17 protein-coding genes are annotated in these 16,110 nt (G+C 65.6%); 9 read left to right on the forward strand and 8 right to left on the reverse strand.

Annotated elements, in window-relative coordinates:
* Positions 1-53: 53 nt before the first annotated feature.
* The 4 genes from GYH34_RS11280 to GYH34_RS11295 all read left to right on the forward strand — a co-directional run bounded on the left by GYH34_RS11280 (position 54) and on the right by GYH34_RS11295 (position 3,892).
* A complete protein-coding gene (locus tag GYH34_RS11280; protein ID WP_174242399.1) occupies positions 54-668 on the forward strand; it encodes a hypothetical protein in 615 nt (204 codons plus the stop codon).
* Between the two features lie 75 nt (positions 669-743).
* Positions 744-1,112 (forward strand): copper resistance CopC family protein, encoded by a 369-nt coding sequence (locus tag GYH34_RS11285; protein ID WP_161913663.1) that lies wholly within the window; start codon positions 744-746, stop codon positions 1,110-1,112.
* A gap of 91 nt (positions 1,113-1,203) precedes the next feature.
* Positions 1,204-3,147, forward strand: a complete 1,944-nt coding sequence (locus tag GYH34_RS11290; RefSeq protein ID WP_161913664.1) for a c-type cytochrome — start codon at positions 1,204-1,206, stop codon at positions 3,145-3,147.
* 130 nt (positions 3,148-3,277) lie between these two features.
* Positions 3,278-3,892: a copper chaperone PCu(A)C gene (locus GYH34_RS11295; protein WP_161913665.1), complete on the forward strand. Its 615-nt coding sequence runs from the start codon at positions 3,278-3,280 to the stop codon at positions 3,890-3,892.
* A gap of 65 nt (positions 3,893-3,957) precedes the next feature.
* Here GYH34_RS11295 and GYH34_RS11300 read toward each other — a convergent pair whose 3' ends face one another.
* Both GYH34_RS11300 and GYH34_RS11305 read right to left on the reverse strand, forming a co-directional pair.
* On the reverse strand, positions 3,958-4,203 hold the full coding sequence (locus GYH34_RS11300) for a hypothetical protein (RefSeq protein ID WP_161913666.1): 246 nt from the start codon (positions 4,201-4,203) through the stop codon (positions 3,958-3,960).
* A gap of 168 nt (positions 4,204-4,371) precedes the next feature.
* Positions 4,372-5,595 (reverse strand): glycosyltransferase family 87 protein, encoded by a 1,224-nt coding sequence (locus GYH34_RS11305; protein WP_161913667.1) that lies wholly within the window; start codon positions 5,593-5,595, stop codon positions 4,372-4,374.
* 177 nt (positions 5,596-5,772) lie between these two features.
* On the opposite strand from GYH34_RS11305, the gene GYH34_RS11310 reads away from it, so the two are divergent.
* The gene (locus GYH34_RS11310) at positions 5,773-6,975 is read left to right on the forward strand and encodes a pyridoxal phosphate-dependent aminotransferase (protein ID WP_161913668.1); all 1,203 of its coding nucleotides are present in this window, start codon (positions 5,773-5,775) and stop codon (positions 6,973-6,975) included.
* Entirely contained in the window at positions 6,976-7,143 is a 168-nt protein-coding gene (locus GYH34_RS11315) for a hypothetical protein (protein ID WP_161913669.1), read from the forward strand.
* Positions 7,144-7,214: 71 nt separating this feature from the next.
* Here GYH34_RS11315 and GYH34_RS11320 read toward each other — a convergent pair whose 3' ends face one another.
* Both GYH34_RS11320 and GYH34_RS11325 read right to left on the reverse strand, forming a co-directional pair.
* Complete coding sequence (locus tag GYH34_RS11320; protein ID WP_161913670.1) at positions 7,215-7,814, reverse strand: superoxide dismutase; 600 nt, start codon at positions 7,812-7,814, stop codon at positions 7,215-7,217.
* 186 nt (positions 7,815-8,000) lie between these two features.
* A complete protein-coding gene (locus GYH34_RS11325; protein WP_161913671.1) occupies positions 8,001-8,630 on the reverse strand; it encodes a hypothetical protein in 630 nt (209 codons plus the stop codon).
* Positions 8,631-8,973: 343 nt separating this feature from the next.
* Here GYH34_RS11325 and GYH34_RS11330 point away from each other — a divergent pair, with 343 nt between their 5' ends.
* Complete coding sequence (locus GYH34_RS11330) at positions 8,974-9,495, forward strand: hypothetical protein (RefSeq protein WP_161913672.1); 522 nt, start codon at positions 8,974-8,976, stop codon at positions 9,493-9,495.
* Between the two features lie 6 nt (positions 9,496-9,501).
* Here GYH34_RS11330 and xth read toward each other — a convergent pair whose 3' ends face one another.
* From xth to GYH34_RS11350, 4 genes are all read right to left on the reverse strand, one after another.
* Positions 9,502-10,302 carry an exodeoxyribonuclease III gene (gene xth / locus GYH34_RS11335; RefSeq protein ID WP_161913673.1) on the reverse strand — a complete coding sequence of 267 codons (801 nt, stop codon included), beginning with the start codon at positions 10,300-10,302 and terminating at the stop codon, positions 9,502-9,504.
* 42 nt (positions 10,303-10,344) lie between these two features.
* Entirely contained in the window at positions 10,345-11,424 is a 1,080-nt protein-coding gene (locus tag GYH34_RS11340; protein ID WP_161913674.1) for a TIGR01620 family protein, read from the reverse strand.
* 154 nt (positions 11,425-11,578) lie between these two features.
* Positions 11,579-12,940 (reverse strand): WYL domain-containing protein, encoded by a 1,362-nt coding sequence (locus tag GYH34_RS11345; protein WP_161913675.1) that lies wholly within the window; start codon positions 12,938-12,940, stop codon positions 11,579-11,581.
* A gap of 40 nt (positions 12,941-12,980) precedes the next feature.
* A complete protein-coding gene (locus GYH34_RS11350; protein WP_161913676.1) occupies positions 12,981-14,078 on the reverse strand; it encodes a helix-turn-helix transcriptional regulator in 1,098 nt (365 codons plus the stop codon).
* A gap of 192 nt (positions 14,079-14,270) precedes the next feature.
* Here GYH34_RS11350 and plsY point away from each other — a divergent pair, with 192 nt between their 5' ends.
* Together plsY and dprA are read left to right on the forward strand one after the other, a co-directional pair.
* On the forward strand, positions 14,271-14,867 hold the full coding sequence (plsY, locus tag GYH34_RS11355) for a glycerol-3-phosphate 1-O-acyltransferase PlsY (RefSeq protein WP_161913677.1): 597 nt from the start codon (positions 14,271-14,273) through the stop codon (positions 14,865-14,867).
* Entirely contained in the window at positions 14,864-16,108 is a 1,245-nt protein-coding gene (dprA, locus tag GYH34_RS11360) for a DNA-processing protein DprA (RefSeq protein ID WP_161913678.1), read from the forward strand. The genes plsY and dprA overlap by 4 nt, the downstream gene beginning before the upstream one ends.
* Positions 16,109-16,110 lie beyond the last annotated feature (2 nt).

The following is a 16,110-nucleotide window of genomic DNA, read 5'->3' on the forward strand; positions in this document are numbered from 1 at the left end:
AAAAAACGCCGCGGCGACACTCGAGGCGCGCGCGGTCGGGAGGAAGGAAAGCGATGATCGTTCGTTCCGTGAGACCTTGTCTATTGGCGCTTGCGCTGCTCTTCGCGTCCTTCGCGGCCCCTCCGGCTCGCGCGGGCGGCGACGGCCCGGAAGCGATGGTCATGGACAATATGTGCATGGTCATGTTCGGCTATGACATGATCCACATCACCGCCTATGAGGCCGAAGGCGCGCGCGAGCAATATTGCGACCATATTCCCTTCGTCGGCCGGGTCATCTTCACATTCGACATCGCCAATCCCGATTTTCGCGATCTGCCGCTCGAGCTACGCATCATTCACGATCCGCTGACGCCGATCTCGGCCAATACGGATCTCGAGCCGCTCACCATCATTCATCTGCCGCCGAAGCTCTACAGGACCGGCACCTTCAATTTCGAGCACAGATTCACCGAAAAGGGTCATTTCATCGGCTTTGTGACGCTCACCCGCGCCAATGGCGAGAAAGAGACCCAGCAGTTCAAATTCATGGTCGGCCAGACGCTGTGGTCCTTCGTGCCGCAGGCGCTCGGCGCCGTGCTGATCGCGCTGATGGTCGGCGTCTACTGGCGCCATAGCCACACCAAGCCGAAGACGGCCGATCCTGTGGATGCGCTGAAGTCGTCGTGATCGCGCCCGTCTTGAACGGATGCGGCCGACCGACCAGATCATGATGCGAAAATCGAAAAAATGGGAGGAGCGACGATGAAGGTGAAGCTCGGAGCCGGCCTCGTGACGGCGGCGTTTCTATGCATGAGCGCTGGCGCGGCCTTCGCTCATTCCTTTCTGGTCGACGCCTCTCCGTCGGCCAAGGATCACGTCGCCGCCTCGCCGAAGCTGGTGAAGCTGCGCTTCGGCGGCGGCGTGGAGGCGGCCTATTCGACGATCGCCATCCTCGGCGCCGATGGCAAGACCATTGTCGAAGGCGCGAAGGGCGCGCCCGACAAGCCGCGCGAGCTGACGCTCGACGCGCCGGATCTCGCGGCGGGCAAATATACCGTGAAATATCGCGTTCTCTCCTCGGATGGCCACATCGTCGAGGGGAAATACGAATTCACGGTGGACGCTCACTAAGTCTGGCTCAGAGCAGCTTTAAAAAATGTCGGGCGGCGCCGATCGGCGGGGCGCCGCGCCGTGCTCGCGAGCGTAACGGAAGTCGAAATCAATGGAATTGGCGACGCTTCGCTTCGTGGAGAGCGTTCTTTCCGCTCTCGCCGTCGGACTCTTGCTGCTGCCGCGCCTCATAGAGGAGGATGGCGAGCGCTTCAAAAAAGTGATCGCAGGCGCTGCGGTCCTGCGCCTGCTGTTCGGCTTCGGCCTCATCGTGGCGACGGCGCGCGCCATCATCCCCGCGGGCCGTCCGGTCGACGCCGACGCGCTGCTGCAGTTCATTTCCGGGACGGTGATCGGCAAGGCCTGGGTGGCGACGCAAATTCTCGCGGCGGTCTTCACTGTCGCGACGCTGGCGCGCCTGCGGATATCAAATCTCTGGCTCGATCGCGCGACGCTCGGGCTCGGTCTCGCCGTGCTCGCGGTCGTTTCTGTCACTGGCCATGCGGTGGACGACAGCCTGCCGATCTACACGCAGCTGAGCTTCCCCTTCCACACGCTGGCGGGCCTCACCTGGATCGGCGGCCTGCTCGGCCTCGTCTACTGGATGTTCACCGGCCGCGGAAAGCCGCCGGAGATCGCCTGGCGTCTCGCCGAGCGCTGGTCGATGATCGCCAAGGGCGCGATGCTGATCGTGCTGATCAGCGGCGTCATCCTGGCATGGGAGACGGTCGGCAGCTTCGGCTTCATGCTCGCGACGCCTTACGGGCGACTGCTCACGGTCAAATTGGCGCTGCTCTGCGCAGCGCTGCTGCTCGCTCTTTCGCTCGCGCGCTATCTGACGCTCGCCGATTCCAAGAAGGGCTTCGATTTCGCCTGGTACGGCAAGATCGGCGGCGTCGAGGGCGCGTGCGCGCTCGGCCTTTTGTTCATCGCAGGCTGGATCGCCACCATCACGCCGGCCGCGCATGAGAACAACGTCTATTGGCCGCTGCCATTCCGCGTTACCTATGCCGGCACCTGGGGGCTCAAGGTCACGCCCTGGATCGATCCTACCTGGCAATGGGGCGTCGCGGGATTGGCGCTGGCGGTCGTCGCAGGCCTCGCCTGGTTCGCGCCGACGCTCGTTGCGGCGGTGGGGCTCACGCCTTTGCCGCAGCTTCGCCAGTGGCGAAAATATTCGACCTCTGCGCTAGCGCTGGCGGCGGCGGTCTGCGGCACGGTCTCACTGTCGGTGCAGGCCTATCCCGAGACCTACACCGATCCGCCCATCGCTTATACGGCCGCCTCGGTGAAGCGCGGCTATGAGACCTTCCAGGCCAATTGCATTGCGTGTCACGGCGTGACCGGCGAAGGCAACGGACCCATGGCCAAGGGTCTCAAGGTTCCGCCCGCCGATCTCACCGCCCCGCATGTCGCGACGCATACGCTCGGCGATATTTTTCACTGGCTGACCTATGGCGGACAGAGCGGCGTCATGCCGCCTTTCGCCGACGCCATCGGCGAGGACGAGCGCTGGGATCTCATCAATTTTCTCACCGTTCTGTCGAATTCGAACCAGTCGCGCTTCCTGAGCCCCAAGGGGGTCATTCAATGGCTCGTCGCGCCCAATTTCGCGCTGGATGATCCCAAGGGCGAGATCGACGATCTCGAGAAGCTGCGCGGCGTGCCGACGCTCGTCTCCTTCGCGCGGTGCAAGCCGGAGGATGCGGATTTGGCCGATCGAGTCGCGAGCCTGAACGCTGCGGCCGAGACGGTGAAGGCGATGGGCGCGCATCATGTCACCGATTATTTCGGCGAATGTCCGAATGATCCGAGCGCGCTGACGCCGAGCCATCCCGACGCAACAGAGCTCACTTACTCGCTCATCAATCATTATCTCGACGAGCCGGTCATCAATGAGATTCCAGAAGGACATTTCCTCATCGATCGCTCCGGCTATGTGCGAGCTCGCTTCCGCCATTTCGGGACCGACGACGGCAATCTCTCGCTGCTGAAGGCGCAGATCGCGCTGACCGCGAAGGAGCCGATCGTCTATGTCTCGCCGCATCAGCACTGAGCGGCGAAAGGAATGGCGCGCAATTCGTCGCATGGTCGCGATGCGGCGAAACGAGGCCGCGAGAGCCTCGCCAGAAAAGAGCGACGAATGCAGCCGACGAGCTTTCGTCGGCGAGTAAGGGAGAACGCACATGATGATCAAGCGGCGTGATCTGTTGGCGGCGGGCGGCGCTCTGTTGGGCGGCGCTGCGTTCGGCGCGTTGGCTCCGATGCGCTCGGCGCAGGCTCATGAATATGAGCTCGGCAAGCTGACGATCGAGCATCCCTGGGTGCGCGCGCCCAAGGACGGCGAGACGACTGCCTATTTCTACGCATTCGTCCACAATAAGGGCGGCGCGGACAAGCTCATCGCGGTGAAGTCGCCGAATGTCGGCAAGGTGACTCTCTACTCCGACGCCAAGGAAGCGACAGTCGCCGCGGGCGGCGTCGCCATCGCGGCCAATAAGACGACGACGCTCTCACCCGAAGGCGCGCATGTCGCGCTCGCCGAGGTCAAGAAGATCAACCCCGTCGGCTGGGGCATGGAACTCGTTCTCGTCTTCGAGAAGGCGGGTGAGGTGACTGTCGACGCAGCGGTCGACGCGCCCGACGCCAAGCACGCGCATGACGCCGAGGCGATGCAGCGTTGGGAAAAGGCCCATCCGGAAGGCGGCACGACGTCTCCGGCGGGCGGAGCCGAAGAGCACCATCACGATCACCACGATCACGACCACAAGGACGATCACAAGTCCATGGATATGAAGTGACCGTGGAAGCGTAGAAGCTAGACGCGCGGTTCGGCCAGTGCCGGGCCGCGCTTCTTTATGCTCGCTCAGTCGGCCGAATCCAAAGAGAGCAGGCGGCCGGAAAAATCGCTCGCGTCGGAGGAGACAGCCGGCGTCGGCGGCGAGCTGCGTGGGGCGTTGAGCGGCAAAGCGAAGCCCAGGATAAAGGCGGCGAACGCCATTGCCGCGACCAGGAAAAGAGAAACCCTGAATTGACGCCGCGCCGATTCCGGATCGAAGCTATGCGTAAAAGCCGGCTCCATACGGTTTTCGAACTTATCCACCAACGACATGACGCACCCTCTCCGGGACGCTCCCCCGAACGTCCGACGCGTCGCGACCGCTCCCACGATCGCTCGGCGAATGATAAACGGCGGCGCCGCCCAAAAAGTTTCACGCCTCGAGCAGAGGGCGCCGATTTTTTTCGCGAAGTGAATTTTTTGTGGTCGTCAGGCCGTCGATCATAGCGATGGGGCGGCGCCGGCGTGGCGAAAACATGCCTCGCGCGCATTTGAGAGAATTATCGCGAACAACGCCGCCATCGTGACCGCGCCGAGAGGCAATGACGCAGCCGTCGCGACAGGACGCGCCGCGAGCGGAATGATGAAAGCCGCAGCGAGAGCGCTTTTCATATAGCGGCTAAAGCCGCGTTCGAGCCCGAAGGAGGCCAGCAGCGCGATGGCGGGCGCGAGCGCGGTCATATCGTAATCGAGACAATAGGGCGTCGTGAGGAATGTCGCGACGATCGCGCCGGCGGCCTTGGCGCGATAATCGGCGCTACTGCGCCACAGCCAGACGAGCGCGGCGAGAGTCGTCGCCGTGGCCAAAGTCTGCGCGGCATAGGCCGTCGCTATATCGGCGCCGAGCAGGCGCGCCGCAGCGAAGACGCTCTGGATTTTCGGAAAGCCGGCCGCGCCGCGCTCGACGACGAGGTCGCGCGTGACATCGAGATTTTGGACGAAGGCGATCCAGCTCTCCGGCCCGAAGAGCAAGAGGCTGGCGAGGGTCATCACGAGCAGCGCGGCGGCGGCCGAAGCCAGCGCGCGCCAATGGCCGCCGACGATGAGCGCGACCGGCAGCGCGAGCGCGAATTGGGGCTTATAGGCGAGCAGCGCGAAAGAGACGCCGGCGAGCAGTGGGCGCTGCGGCAGAGCGAGAAAGCCGAAGCCGAGCAAAGCCGCGGTCAGAAAGCCGTTCTGCCCATGGCCGAGATTGACGAGCGCAGCCGGAAAGGCGAGCGCCAGCAGCGCGATGCGCCAGGGCGGCGCGGCGGAGCCGCGCATCAGCGCGAGCACGGCGACGAGATAGAGGGCGAGCGTCGCCATCTGCCAGACGGCCAGCGCCTCGAGATAGGGCAGATGCGCGAGCGCCGACGCCGGCGCGAGGAAGTAGGGCGGGTAGTGCCAGCCATAGACGTCGCTGTCGGCGCCGAATTCGGCGCGTTGCGCGGCGATGTGGCGCTGCAGATCGAAAGGCGCTGCGGGGTGGCCGCGCAAGGTCTCGAGCCCGGCGACCCACACTTGGCTGAAATCCGTGCCCAGCGGATGGCCATTGGCGTCGAAGCGGCCCTGCGCCGTCATCAGCACGGCTGCGACGCAGCCGGCCGAGAGCAGCAGCAGCATGAGCGGATAGACGCGCAGACGCTCTTCGTCGAGCCAATCGCCGCTGCGCAGCTTCTCCCACATGTCGCGCTCTCCCTGGACTCCGGCGCAAGCGGAGCAGGGCGACTCTAGAAGGGAGAGGTTAATCGCTTCGTTTCGACGCGGGGGCGGAGGCGGATTTTCGATTGCCCGGCGCCGCTGCGGCGTCTATCTTCGAGACTGCGATTGTGCAGCGCACACATGCCCAGAGGAGTTCCCCAAATGGCCTTTATCGCCGACGCTTTGTCACGCGTGAAACCTTCCGCCACGATCGCCGTGACGCAGAAGGCGCGTGACCTCAAAGCGCAGGGCAGGGAGGTCATCTCGCTCTCGGTGGGCGAGCCGGATTTCGACACGCCGACGCATATTTGCGACGCCGCCGTCGAGGCGATCCGTCGCGGCGAGACGCGCTATCCGCCGGTGCTCGGCATTCCGCAGTTGCGCGAGGCCGTGGCCAAGAAGTTCAAGCGCGAGAACGGGCTCGACTACAAGGCCTCGGACGTGATCGTCGCCACCGGCGGCAAGCACATCCTCTTCAACGCCTTTCTGGCGACGATCAATCCCGGCGACGAGGTGATCGTGCCGGCGCCCTATTGGGTCAGCTATCCCGAGATGGTCGCCATTTGTGGCGGAAGCACCGTCTTCGTCGACACGACGATGGAGCATGGCTTCAAGCTGCAGGCGGCGGACCTCGAGCGCGCCATCACGCCGCGCACCAAATGGCTGGTGCTCAACTCGCCCTCCAACCCGTCCGGCGCCGCCTATACGCATGACGAGCTGAAACAGGTCGCCGAAGTGCTGCTGCGCCATCCGCAGGTGCATATTCTCACCGACGACATCTATGAGCATCTCGTCTATGGCGACTTCAAATTCGCCACCATCGCGCAGGTGGAGCCCGGCCTCTTCGACCGCACGCTGACGATGAACGGCGTCTCCAAAGCCTATGCGATGACCGGCTGGCGCATCGGCTTCGCCGCCGGCCCGGCCGCGCTCATCAAGGCGATGGACATGCTGCAGGGCCAGCAGACCTCGGGCGCCTGCTCCATCGCGCAATGGGCGGCGCTCGCTGCGCTGGAAGGTCCGCAGGATCATCTCGCCGTGTTCCGCAAGGCGTTTCAGGAGCGGCGCGATCTCGTCGTCTCCATGCTCGGCCAGGCGAAATATCTGCAATGCCCCTCGCCCGAGGGCGCCTTCTACGTCTTCCCCTCCTGCAAGGAGGCGATCGGCCGCAAGACGCCGGAGGGCAAGGTCATCGAGAGCGATGTGGATTTCGTCACCGCTCTCTTGGAGGCGGAAGGCGTCGCCGTGGTGCAGGGCTCGGCCTTCGGCACGGGACCGAATTTCCGCGTCTCCTATGCGGCGTCGAACGCGACGCTGGAGGACGCCTGCACGAAGATACAGAGGTTCTGCGCGAGCTTGACCTAAATGGCCGAGGCGACAAATCGGGCGCTGGCCGTAAAGCGTGACCTGTCGATCGTGCGTTCCGACCTTCGCGCGTTCGAAGCGCGCATGACGGTGAGGATCGGCGGCCTGACGATCATCGCGACCGGCATCATCCTCGCGGCGCTTTGGCATTTGCCGCGCGTGCACTGAATTTCTCGGCCGAAAAACAGAAGCAAATTTGACGGCGGCGACGCATTGCGCCGCCGCCGTATGAAACTGTCTTACTTCGTCGCGGCCTCGTAACACTCCTCGACATATTCCCAATTCACGAGATGCTCGAGGAAGGCCTTGAGGAAGTCGGCGCGGCGATTGCGGTAGTCGATGTAATAGGCGTGCTCCCACACATCGGCGACCAGCAGCGGCTTGGCGCCGAACACCAGCGGGTTCTCGGCGTTCGGGGTCTTGCGCACGGCGAGCTTGCCGTCCTTGATCTCGAGCCACACCCAGCCCGAGCCGAACTGGCCGAGACCCTGGGTCTGGAACTCTTCCTTGAACTTGTCGACCGAGCCGAAGGACTCGACGATCGCCTTCTCGACCTTGGCGGGGATCGCGCCGCCGCCATTGGGCTTCAGCCACTTCCAATACTCGGAGTGGTTGTAGATCTGCGCCACATTGTTGAAGATCGGCACGTTCTTGCCATAGGAGGCGACAATGATCTCCTCAATCGGCTTGCCCTCGAACTCGGTGCCTTTGATCAGATTATTGGCGTTGGTGACATAGGTCGCATGATGCTTGTCGTGATGATACTCGAAAGATTCCTTCGACAAATAAGGCTGCAGCGCATCATAGGCGTAGGGAAGGTCGGGAAGGGTGAAGCTCATAATCCTTGCTCCTGACTTGGGTTCGCGAGCGCAGCATTCTCCGCTCGCCTCTACCTAGAACCCGGCAGGGCTCCAAGCAATCTCGCACGGCCGCAGTCTAACAATTTTCGTGCAAAGCTCGGACGACAAGCGCATTCCGGGCGCGAAAAAACCCGCCCGATCGGATCGGGCGGGCGGGGAGGCCTGCTATTCGGTCTGATGCAGCGCGGCGCCATGCGCCGGCTCCGTCGGCCGTCGCCGCCAGGCGATCAGCCAGAGGCCGGCGGAAAGCCCGAGGAAGCCGATCCCGTAGAGAACATATTCGATCGTGTTCCACAGGCTGAGCACGCCGACACGGAAGGGAAAGCGCGAGGTCCATTCATGCCCGTCGCGATCGGCGACGGTGATGATGGCCACATAATTTCCCGCCTCCTTGAAGTCGTGCTCGAAGGTCATGGTGGCGTTGTTATGGATCTTCGGCGGCGTGTAGAATTGCGTCGCCGCCTCTCCTTCGCCGCCCTCCTTGACGATTCGCACGCCGATGGCGATGTCGCGCACGTCCACGGCCGGGGCGGGCGGCGCGGAAGACGGCGCCTGATTCTGCGCCATGTAGGAATCGGGCTGACGACCCAATTCTATGGCGGTCAGCGCGATCACCGTCGGACCCGTCTGGGCGATGTCGTCGCAGAATTCTTCCGGCTCGCCCTTTCGCTGATAGCCGATGAAATGCACTTTCACCGGCCCGACCGTCGTCACGCATTCGTCCTGCTCGAGCTTTACTCCTCCATGAGCGAAGGCATCTCCCGCCATCGCCGAAGCAAGAAGAAAGGTGAGCATAAATAAGCTACGCCTCGAAGAGCGCGTATCCATGGTTTCGACTCCCCTGAATTAGGCGGATCGTCGCCGCTTTCCGTCCGAGAGACGTTTGTCTCTACTTTTGATGTCTGTATTCATATCGTCGAATTCCATGTGGCGTTACGACGCATATATGTTGTTTTCTATGGGCTTGAATATTATGCGCAGGCGCCGGTCGGCGAGCGCGCCGCGCGCCTCCACAATCACGCCGGAATTGTCGCGCCGAATGCAGCGCGAAAACCGTCGGAGCGGCGCGCGAGCCGGCGTGCTAACAAGCGTCCGGCGGCGTGATCCTTGTCGCCATGTGAGATCGAAGAGGCGGAACATGCGGAGCGTCTGGTTCTTTCGGCTGACGCGTTGGGGCGTTTTCGGGCTCGGCGCGGCGCTCGCGGCGTGGGGCGTCGCGGCCATGTTCGAGGGCTGGGACAAAATCCAGATCGAGCGCGGCTGGAGCCTGTTCATCGCGGGCGCGGTGGCGCTCTCCGGCGGCGTGGTGACTGTGGCGATCGCCGCCGCTTTGTCGCGTCTCGACCATGCGCTCGCGACATTCGCTCCGTCGGCGCCGCATGTCGTCACCCCGGCGCCCGTGACGCCGCAGCCGGCCTCCGCGCCGGAAATGGAGCCGCCGCCAGCCATGGCTCCACCGACAGCAATGGCCCCGCCGCCCAGCTTCGAGGCCTATGCGCCCAAGCGCTATGTCGAGGCGGAGCCGGTCGAGGTCGACCGCTATGAGAATGGCGGCGCGCTCTATGTGATGTTTTCCGACGGCTCGGTCGAGATTCGCGGCGAGGGCCGCGTGCGGCGCTTCGCCTCGCTCTCAGAGCTGCGGGCGCAGGTCAGCGCCTGACGCGTCTCAGACCGCCAGTGAGATCGTCACCGGCACATGATCGGAGGGGCGCGTCCAATTGCGCGCCTCGCGCAGCACATGCATCTGCTGCAGTGTTTCGGAGAGCGCCTCGCTCGCCCAAATGTGATCGAGCCGGCGGCCGCGGTCGGATTTCTCCCAATCCGAGGCGCGATAGCTCCACCACGTATAGAGCTTCTCCTCCTTGGGCACGAAGCGGCGCATCGTGTCGATCCAGCGGCCGGCGTCGATGACGCGACCGAGCTTCTCCACCTCGATCGGCGTATGGCTCACCACTTGGAGCAGCGCCTTATGGCTCCAGACGTCCTGCTCCAGCGGTGCGATATTGAGGTCGCCGACCAGCACCACGCGGCCGTCGGTCACGCGATCGCGCTGAATCCATTCGGCCATCTCGTCGAGAAAATCGAGCTTATGGGCGAATTTCGGATTGATCTCGCGATCGGGCTCGTCGCCGCCGGCCGGCACGTAGAAATTATGGATCGTGACCGGCGTCCCGCCATTGGGGACGCCGACCGACACATGGCGCGCGTCGCCTTTCTCGCAGAAGTCGCGCGTCTCCAGCAGCTCCAGCGGCTGCTTCGAGACGATGGCGACGCCGTGATAGCCCTTCTGGCCATTGATGGCGAAATGCTCATAGCCGAGCGCGCGAAAATCCGAATAGGGGAATTCGGCGTTGCGGCACTTGGTCTCCTGCAGGCAGATGACGTCCGGCGCGTGCTCCTTCAAGAATTGCGCGACGATCGGCATGCGCAGGCGCACGGAATTGATGTTCCAGGTGGTGATCTTCATCCGTTTGTCTTCTCGAGAGGGAAAATCCGCGCCGCCAAATCGTCAGCCGCCGCTGCTGCGATCGCCGAACAAGAAAGGCGCCACATCGGCGACGCCGGGCGCTTTCTCGGCGCTGAAAGGCATGGGCCGGCAGACCGCCATGGCCGAGAGGCCGACGCGCGCGGTCAATAGGCCGTTGAGCACGCCCTCGCCGAGCTTGGCGGAGAGCTTGGCGGCGATGCCATGGCCGACCACCTGCTGCAGCAGCGAATCGCCGATGGCGAGGCCGCCAGTGATGGCGAGATGCGCGCCGACCGAGCGCGCCAGCTTGAAGAAGCCCAGCATTCCCGGCCGTCCGCCATAGATTTCGGCGATGCGGCGCATCAGCCGTATCGCCTGGGCGGCGACGAACAGCACGTCGAGCAGCGCGCGCGGGCTGACGGTGGTGACGATGGAGACGCGCTTGGAGGCGTCGGCGATCTCGCGCCGCGCCTGCGCGTCCAACGGATGCGCGAGATGGCGTTCGGCGAGATCGACGAGATCGCGCCCATCGATGATCTGCTGCGAGAACTCCAGCACCAGCGCGCGCGCGCGGCTGGTCTCTGGGCGATCCTCATAGAGCGTGCACAGCTCCTTCACATGCTCGCGCGCGGCTTTGATGTCGTCGCGCAGACGCGCGTCGGCGAGGGCGATATGCAGCTTGGCGATGCGATTCTGCCGCGCGATGGCGGCGATCTCCTTGGCCAGCATCGCCGCAGCGGCGACGAGCGCCAGGCCGGCGAGCGCGAGCCCGGCGGTTCCGAGCAGCGCCGAATGCGCGAAAAGATCCTCGACCAGATTGGCGAGCCACATGCCGCCGGCCAGCGACAGCAGCCCGGCCACGGCCGAGACGAACAATCCGCCCCAGGAGACGAACATACTGCGCAGCACGCCGCGCTTCTGCGCGGCCTCGATCGCCTTCTCCTCCTCGACGAAACCGCGCGGGGCGGTCTCGGCCTCGAGTGCGAAGACGTCGATCTGCGCCTCGAAGACGCTTGGCTGCGCTCGTTCCGTCTCCTGCGGCTTCGCGCTCTTGGGGGGGACGATCTGCTCGCCGTCGAGGCGGAAGGCGCGCGGGCGCGGTCTGCGTTCTGGTTCCGTCATCTCTGTCGCTTCGATGGCGTTTTCGCCCCGCAGCTTTCTAGCGCATGGGGGGCGGCTCCGCTCGGGAAAATTGCCGCCCGCGCCGAGCTCTCGACAGAAATCATCGGAGACGGGGGCGTCTCGAGCCGCGGGCCGCCCGCAGATGCGGAAGGGCTCAGGCGGGAGCCCAGGCCTGCCGCGCGGCGAGCTTCTCATTGTGCTCGAGGGCGCGCAGCCGCGCCGGGCGATTCTCGAGGCCGGCCCAATAGGCCTCGAACTCCGGCCGCTTCTCCAGCACGCCGAAGCGCATGCCGAAGCCGATCATCGAGCCGAGATAGACATCGGCCGCGCTGAAGGCGTCGCCGGCGATATAGCGCCGTCCCGCCAGCGCTTTCGCCAGAGTGTCCAGCACGGCGGCGTAGGAGCCGTAGCCGAAGCTCCGCTGCCGGTCCGCGGCCGGGTCCCAGCCGACGGAATGATTGCTCATCGCCGGCTCCACGCAGCCGGCGGCGAAGAACAGCCAGCGATAATAGGCGCTGCGCTCGGCCGTCGGCGGCGCGAGACCGGCTTGCGGAAAAGCGTCGGCGAGATAGGCGCAGATGGCCGCGGCCTCCGTCACCACCTTGTCGCCGTGGCGGATCGCCGGCACCTTGCCCATTGGATTGATCGCGAGGAACTCGGGCGATTTGATCGAGGTCCCATATTCCTCGATCTCGACGGAATAGGGCGCGCCGATCTCCTCGAGCAGCCAATGCACGATCATGCCGCGCGATTGCGGATTGGTGTAGAAAACGATCTTGGACATGGAATTTCCTTTCGCGGTCGGGGACGCGACACGTCCATAAGCCGACACGCTGTCAGATTCTGTCAGCATGGAGCGCCGCCACTCCTTTTGCAGCGTCTGGCGTCGGCGCGGCGGGCGCTCCTCCAGCATTTCCGCCGCCTCTATGCGATCGGCGCGGAAATGACGAAAATCGCCTCTCAGCTCGCACCAGGCGACGAGCACGCGGGCGGATTCGAAAAAGCCCAGCGCCACCGGCCAGACGACGCGCCGCGTGCGCGCGCCTTTGCCGTCGGCGTAGGAGATGGCGAGCTTACGCTCCTCGCGTAGCGCGCGGCGCAGCAGCTTCAGCTCGGCGACATGCGCGCGCGACCATGGCGGGCCGACGATCAGCGCATCGTCCGGCGCGCGCGACCGTCCCTGCGGGAGAACGGCGGAAATTTTCGCCATCGCGCTCTGCGCGGCCCGCGAAAGTCCGTCGTCGGTGCGCTGAGCCACCCATTTGGCGCCGAGCTCCAGCGCCTCGATCTCTTCCTCCGAGAACATCAGCGGCGGCATCAGAAAGCCGGGCCGCAGGACATAGCCGACGCCGGGCTCGCCCTCGATCTCCGCGCCCATCGCCTGCAGCGCGGCGATGTCGCGATAGAGCGTGCGCAAGGAGATTCCCGCGGCGCGCGCGAGGTCGGCGCCGCTGACCGGGCGTCGGCGCCCACGCAGGAGCTGCAAGAGTTCGAAGAGGCGGCCGGCGCGCGACATGGGGCGGGAAGCTAGCACGGGACAGAAGCGGATCGCGCTCCTATTCCTTCGTTGGATAGGGCGGCCTGAGCTGGCTCGCCAGCAGCGCGACGAGGCTGGACTGCCGGCCGACGCCGGTTTTGGCGAGCACGCTCTTGAGCTGGCTGCGAACGGTCGCGGGCGCCGTGCCCTGTCGCTTGGCGATCTGTTCCAGCGATAGGCCCGAGACGATTCCGCTGGCGACGCAAGCCTCCGCCGCGGTGAGATCGAACAGGCCGCGGATCACCGCGGCGTCGGGCGCATGTTGGAGCGCGACGGGCGCGACCACCAGAAGCGCGCAGCCGCCGTCGAAGAGATCGCGCGATTCGCCCGCCATCGGAATGAGATGGACGACCGCGGCGTGACCGTCGCGGCCGCGGGCGGGAAAGGAGCGCGCCGTCGTCGCGGCGAGGCGCGATACATCGACGAGCGCGCGCCGCAACATGCCATTGGCGGCGGAGTCGGCGAGAGCGACGCGGTCGTCCGGCAGCCAAAGGACATGCGTCGTCATCTTCTCGATGAGCGAATTGGCGGCCAGGGCGCGGCCGCGCGCATCGAGAGCGGCGGCCGGGAGGCCGATCAGCGCCAGCGCCTCGGTGGCGGCGCGCAGCCGCTCGAGCCGCCAGCGCGCCGCCAGAAAGCCGGCGCGCGCGAGATGCGGACGAAACGCATCGAGATGCGCGATATCGACGGCCGCGAAGGCCGGCTGGCCGATGCGTCGGCTGATATGGACCACCACGAAATCCCCAGTGGGCATGGGCATGGCCGTGGCGGCGGCGTGGGGCAACCCATTGGGCGTTCCCCAATGCGTCATCACGGGATCGGCGAGCCATTCCTCCGGCGTGATCGCGGTTTCGGCGTCGAGGAAGCCCGCATGGTCGGCGGCGAGCAGTCGAACCGGCGCCTGGCTGCGCGCGCCGGCCGGCGACCGAAGGTAATCGTCGATGCCCACCATTGCGGTGGAATGTCGCCAGCCGACCCAGGCGTCGCTGCGACGCGTAAGAATAATTCCGCCGGCGGCTTCCGTCGAGGCGGCCAGCTCATGCATCGCGAGCGGCCAGAGATCTGGATCGGTGGCGGCGCGATAGATGAGCTCGACGAGGTTTTCGAAATCGATCATGGACGGCTCGAAAATGAATTTATCGAAACGAGAAACGAAGATTCGGCGCGTTTCGAAGCAGCTTTCGCGCCAGCGCGCGGCGCTTCGCATTTCGGCGTCGCTTCGGGTCGGCTTGCGGCGAGCGGCGGGCTCGACTAGTTTGCGCGCCGCGTTCGGCGAAAGGCGCCGGCCGCGCGGCGCGGGTCTTTCTCCTTGGCGTTTTCTTCTCTACCAGATCTCGGCGCGCTGGCGGTCGGCTATCTGCTCGGCTCCATTCCTTTCGGCCTGCTGCTGACGCGGCTCGCGGGGACGACCGATATTCGCTCGATCGGCTCGGGCAATATAGGCGCGACCAATGTTCTGCGCACCGGGCGCAAAGATCTCGCCGCCGCCACTCTGCTGCTCGATGCGCTCAAAGGCGTCGCCGCCGCGCTCATCGGCGCGCTGATCGCGCCGGACGGCGCCGTCGCCGCCGCGGCGGCCGCTTTTATCGGCCATATCGCGCCCGTCTGGCTGCGCTTTCGCGGCGGCAAGGGCGTCGCGACATTTTTGGGCGCGCTGTTCGGCATCAGCTGGCCGGCGGGCCTCGCCTTCGCGGCCGTCTGGCTGTCGATGGCCGCTCTGTTCCGCTACTCCTCGCTCTCCGCGCTGGCGGCGAGCTTCGCTTCGCCGCTCGTTCTTGCAGCGAGCGGCCATGGTCGCGAGGCCATCGTCTTCGCCGCCATGGCGGCGCTGCTGTGGTGGAAGCATCGCGACAATATTCGCCGCCTGCTCTCCGGCAGTGAGAGCCGCATCGGGCAGAAGGCATGAGCGCTTCCTCCTCCGCGACACGCTTGACGGAGGAGCAGCTCTTTCATTGGCTGCGGCTCATTCGTTCGGAGAATGTCGGGCCGCGCACCTTTCGCCAGCTCGTCAACAGGTTCGGCGGCGCGCAGGCGGCGCTCGAGGCGCTTCCCGATCTGCTCGCGCGCTCCGCTCATGGGCGCATGATCCGCATCGCCGAGCCGGATGACGTGCGGGCCGAGATGGAGCGCTCGGCCAAGCTCGGCGTGCGCTTCGTCTCGCTCGGCGACGCCGATTATCCGCAGCCGCTGCGCGCGATAGAGGCGGCGCCGCCATTGCTGGCGCTGCGCGGCTCGGCGGAAATTCTGTCGCGTCCTTGCGTCGCCATCGTCGGCTCGCGCAATGCGTCCGCGGCCGGGCTCACCTTCGCCGAGCGTCTGGCGCAGGGCCTCGCGCGGGAAAATTACGTCATCGTCTCCGGCCTCGCGCGCGGCGTCGATCTCTCCGCCCATCGCGCGAGCCTCGCGGCGGGAACCATCGCCGTGCTCGCCGGCGGCCATGCGCGGCCCTATCCCAATGAGCATCGCCCTTTGATCGAGGAGATCATCGTGCGCGGCGGCGCCGTAGTGACGGAAATGCCGCTCGAATGGGAGCCGCGCGGGCGCGATTTTCCACGCCGCAATCGCATCGTCTCGGGCCTCTCGCGCGGCGTCGTCGTGGTGGAGGCGGCGCGCCGCTCCGGCTCGCTCATTACCGCGCGTTTCGCCATGGAGCAGGGCCGCGAGGTGTTCGCTGTTCCCGGCTCGCCGCTCGATCCGCGCGCCGAAGGAACCAATGACCTCCTGCGCCAGGGCGCCACTCTCTGCGCCGGGGCGGAGGACGTCACCCGCGCGCTCGTCGCCGGCGCTGGCCGGCAGGGCGATCTCTTCGGCGAAGGGGAGGGCGCGCCCAAGGAGGAGCCGTTCTGGGAAGAGATGGACGATCTCTTCTCGCTGCAGGAGCAGGCGCCGAATTTCACGCATGAGCGCGCCGCTCCCATCGCGCCGCAGCCGGAGAGCGCGCCGATCGACGCTGCGCCGGCGCGAGAGGCGGAGACGGTCGACCCGCTCGCGCGCGTCATGGCGCTGCTCGGCCCGGCGCCTGTCGCCATCGACGATCTCGTGCGCGCCGCAGGTCTTCCCGCGCGCGAGGTCAACGCCGCGCTGCTGGAGCTCGATCTCGCCGGACGGCTCGCGCGCCACGGCGCCAATCTCGTCTCCTTGGCGTGATC

The organism is Methylosinus sp. C49, from assembly GCF_009936375.1.
Classification (GTDB): Bacteria; Pseudomonadota; Alphaproteobacteria; order Rhizobiales; family Beijerinckiaceae; genus Methylosinus.

Excerpts from the sequence above, each read along its gene's own strand:
- GYH34_RS11280 (WP_174242399.1), top strand. The coding sequence starts at position 54 with ATGATCGTTCGTTCCGTGAGACCTTGTCTATTGGCGCTTGCGCTGCTC.
- GYH34_RS11285 (WP_161913663.1), top strand. The coding sequence starts at position 744 with ATGAAGGTGAAGCTCGGAGCCGGCCTCGTGACGGCGGCGTTTCTATGC.
- GYH34_RS11290 (WP_161913664.1), top strand. The coding sequence starts at position 1,204 with ATGGAATTGGCGACGCTTCGCTTCGTGGAGAGCGTTCTTTCCGCTCTC.
- GYH34_RS11295 (WP_161913665.1), top strand. The coding sequence starts at position 3,278 with ATGATGATCAAGCGGCGTGATCTGTTGGCGGCGGGCGGCGCTCTGTTG.
- GYH34_RS11300 (WP_161913666.1), bottom strand. The coding sequence starts at position 4,203 with ATGTCGTTGGTGGATAAGTTCGAAAACCGTATGGAGCCGGCTTTTACG.
- GYH34_RS11305 (WP_161913667.1), bottom strand. The coding sequence starts at position 5,595 with ATGTGGGAGAAGCTGCGCAGCGGCGATTGGCTCGACGAAGAGCGTCTG.
- GYH34_RS11310 (WP_161913668.1), top strand. The coding sequence starts at position 5,773 with ATGGCCTTTATCGCCGACGCTTTGTCACGCGTGAAACCTTCCGCCACG.
- GYH34_RS11315 (WP_161913669.1), top strand. The coding sequence starts at position 6,976 with ATGGCCGAGGCGACAAATCGGGCGCTGGCCGTAAAGCGTGACCTGTCG.
- GYH34_RS11320 (WP_161913670.1), bottom strand. The coding sequence starts at position 7,814 with ATGAGCTTCACCCTTCCCGACCTTCCCTACGCCTATGATGCGCTGCAG.
- GYH34_RS11325 (WP_161913671.1), bottom strand. The coding sequence starts at position 8,630 with ATGCTCACCTTTCTTCTTGCTTCGGCGATGGCGGGAGATGCCTTCGCT.
- GYH34_RS11330 (WP_161913672.1), top strand. The coding sequence starts at position 8,974 with ATGCGGAGCGTCTGGTTCTTTCGGCTGACGCGTTGGGGCGTTTTCGGG.
- xth (WP_161913673.1), bottom strand. The coding sequence starts at position 10,302 with ATGAAGATCACCACCTGGAACATCAATTCCGTGCGCCTGCGCATGCCG.
- GYH34_RS11340 (WP_161913674.1), bottom strand. The coding sequence starts at position 11,424 with ATGACGGAACCAGAACGCAGACCGCGCCCGCGCGCCTTCCGCCTCGAC.
- GYH34_RS11345 (WP_161913675.1), bottom strand. The coding sequence starts at position 12,940 with ATGTCGCGCGCCGGCCGCCTCTTCGAACTCTTGCAGCTCCTGCGTGGG.
- GYH34_RS11350 (WP_161913676.1), bottom strand. The coding sequence starts at position 14,078 with ATGATCGATTTCGAAAACCTCGTCGAGCTCATCTATCGCGCCGCCACC.
- dprA (WP_161913678.1), top strand. The coding sequence starts at position 14,864 with ATGAGCGCTTCCTCCTCCGCGACACGCTTGACGGAGGAGCAGCTCTTT.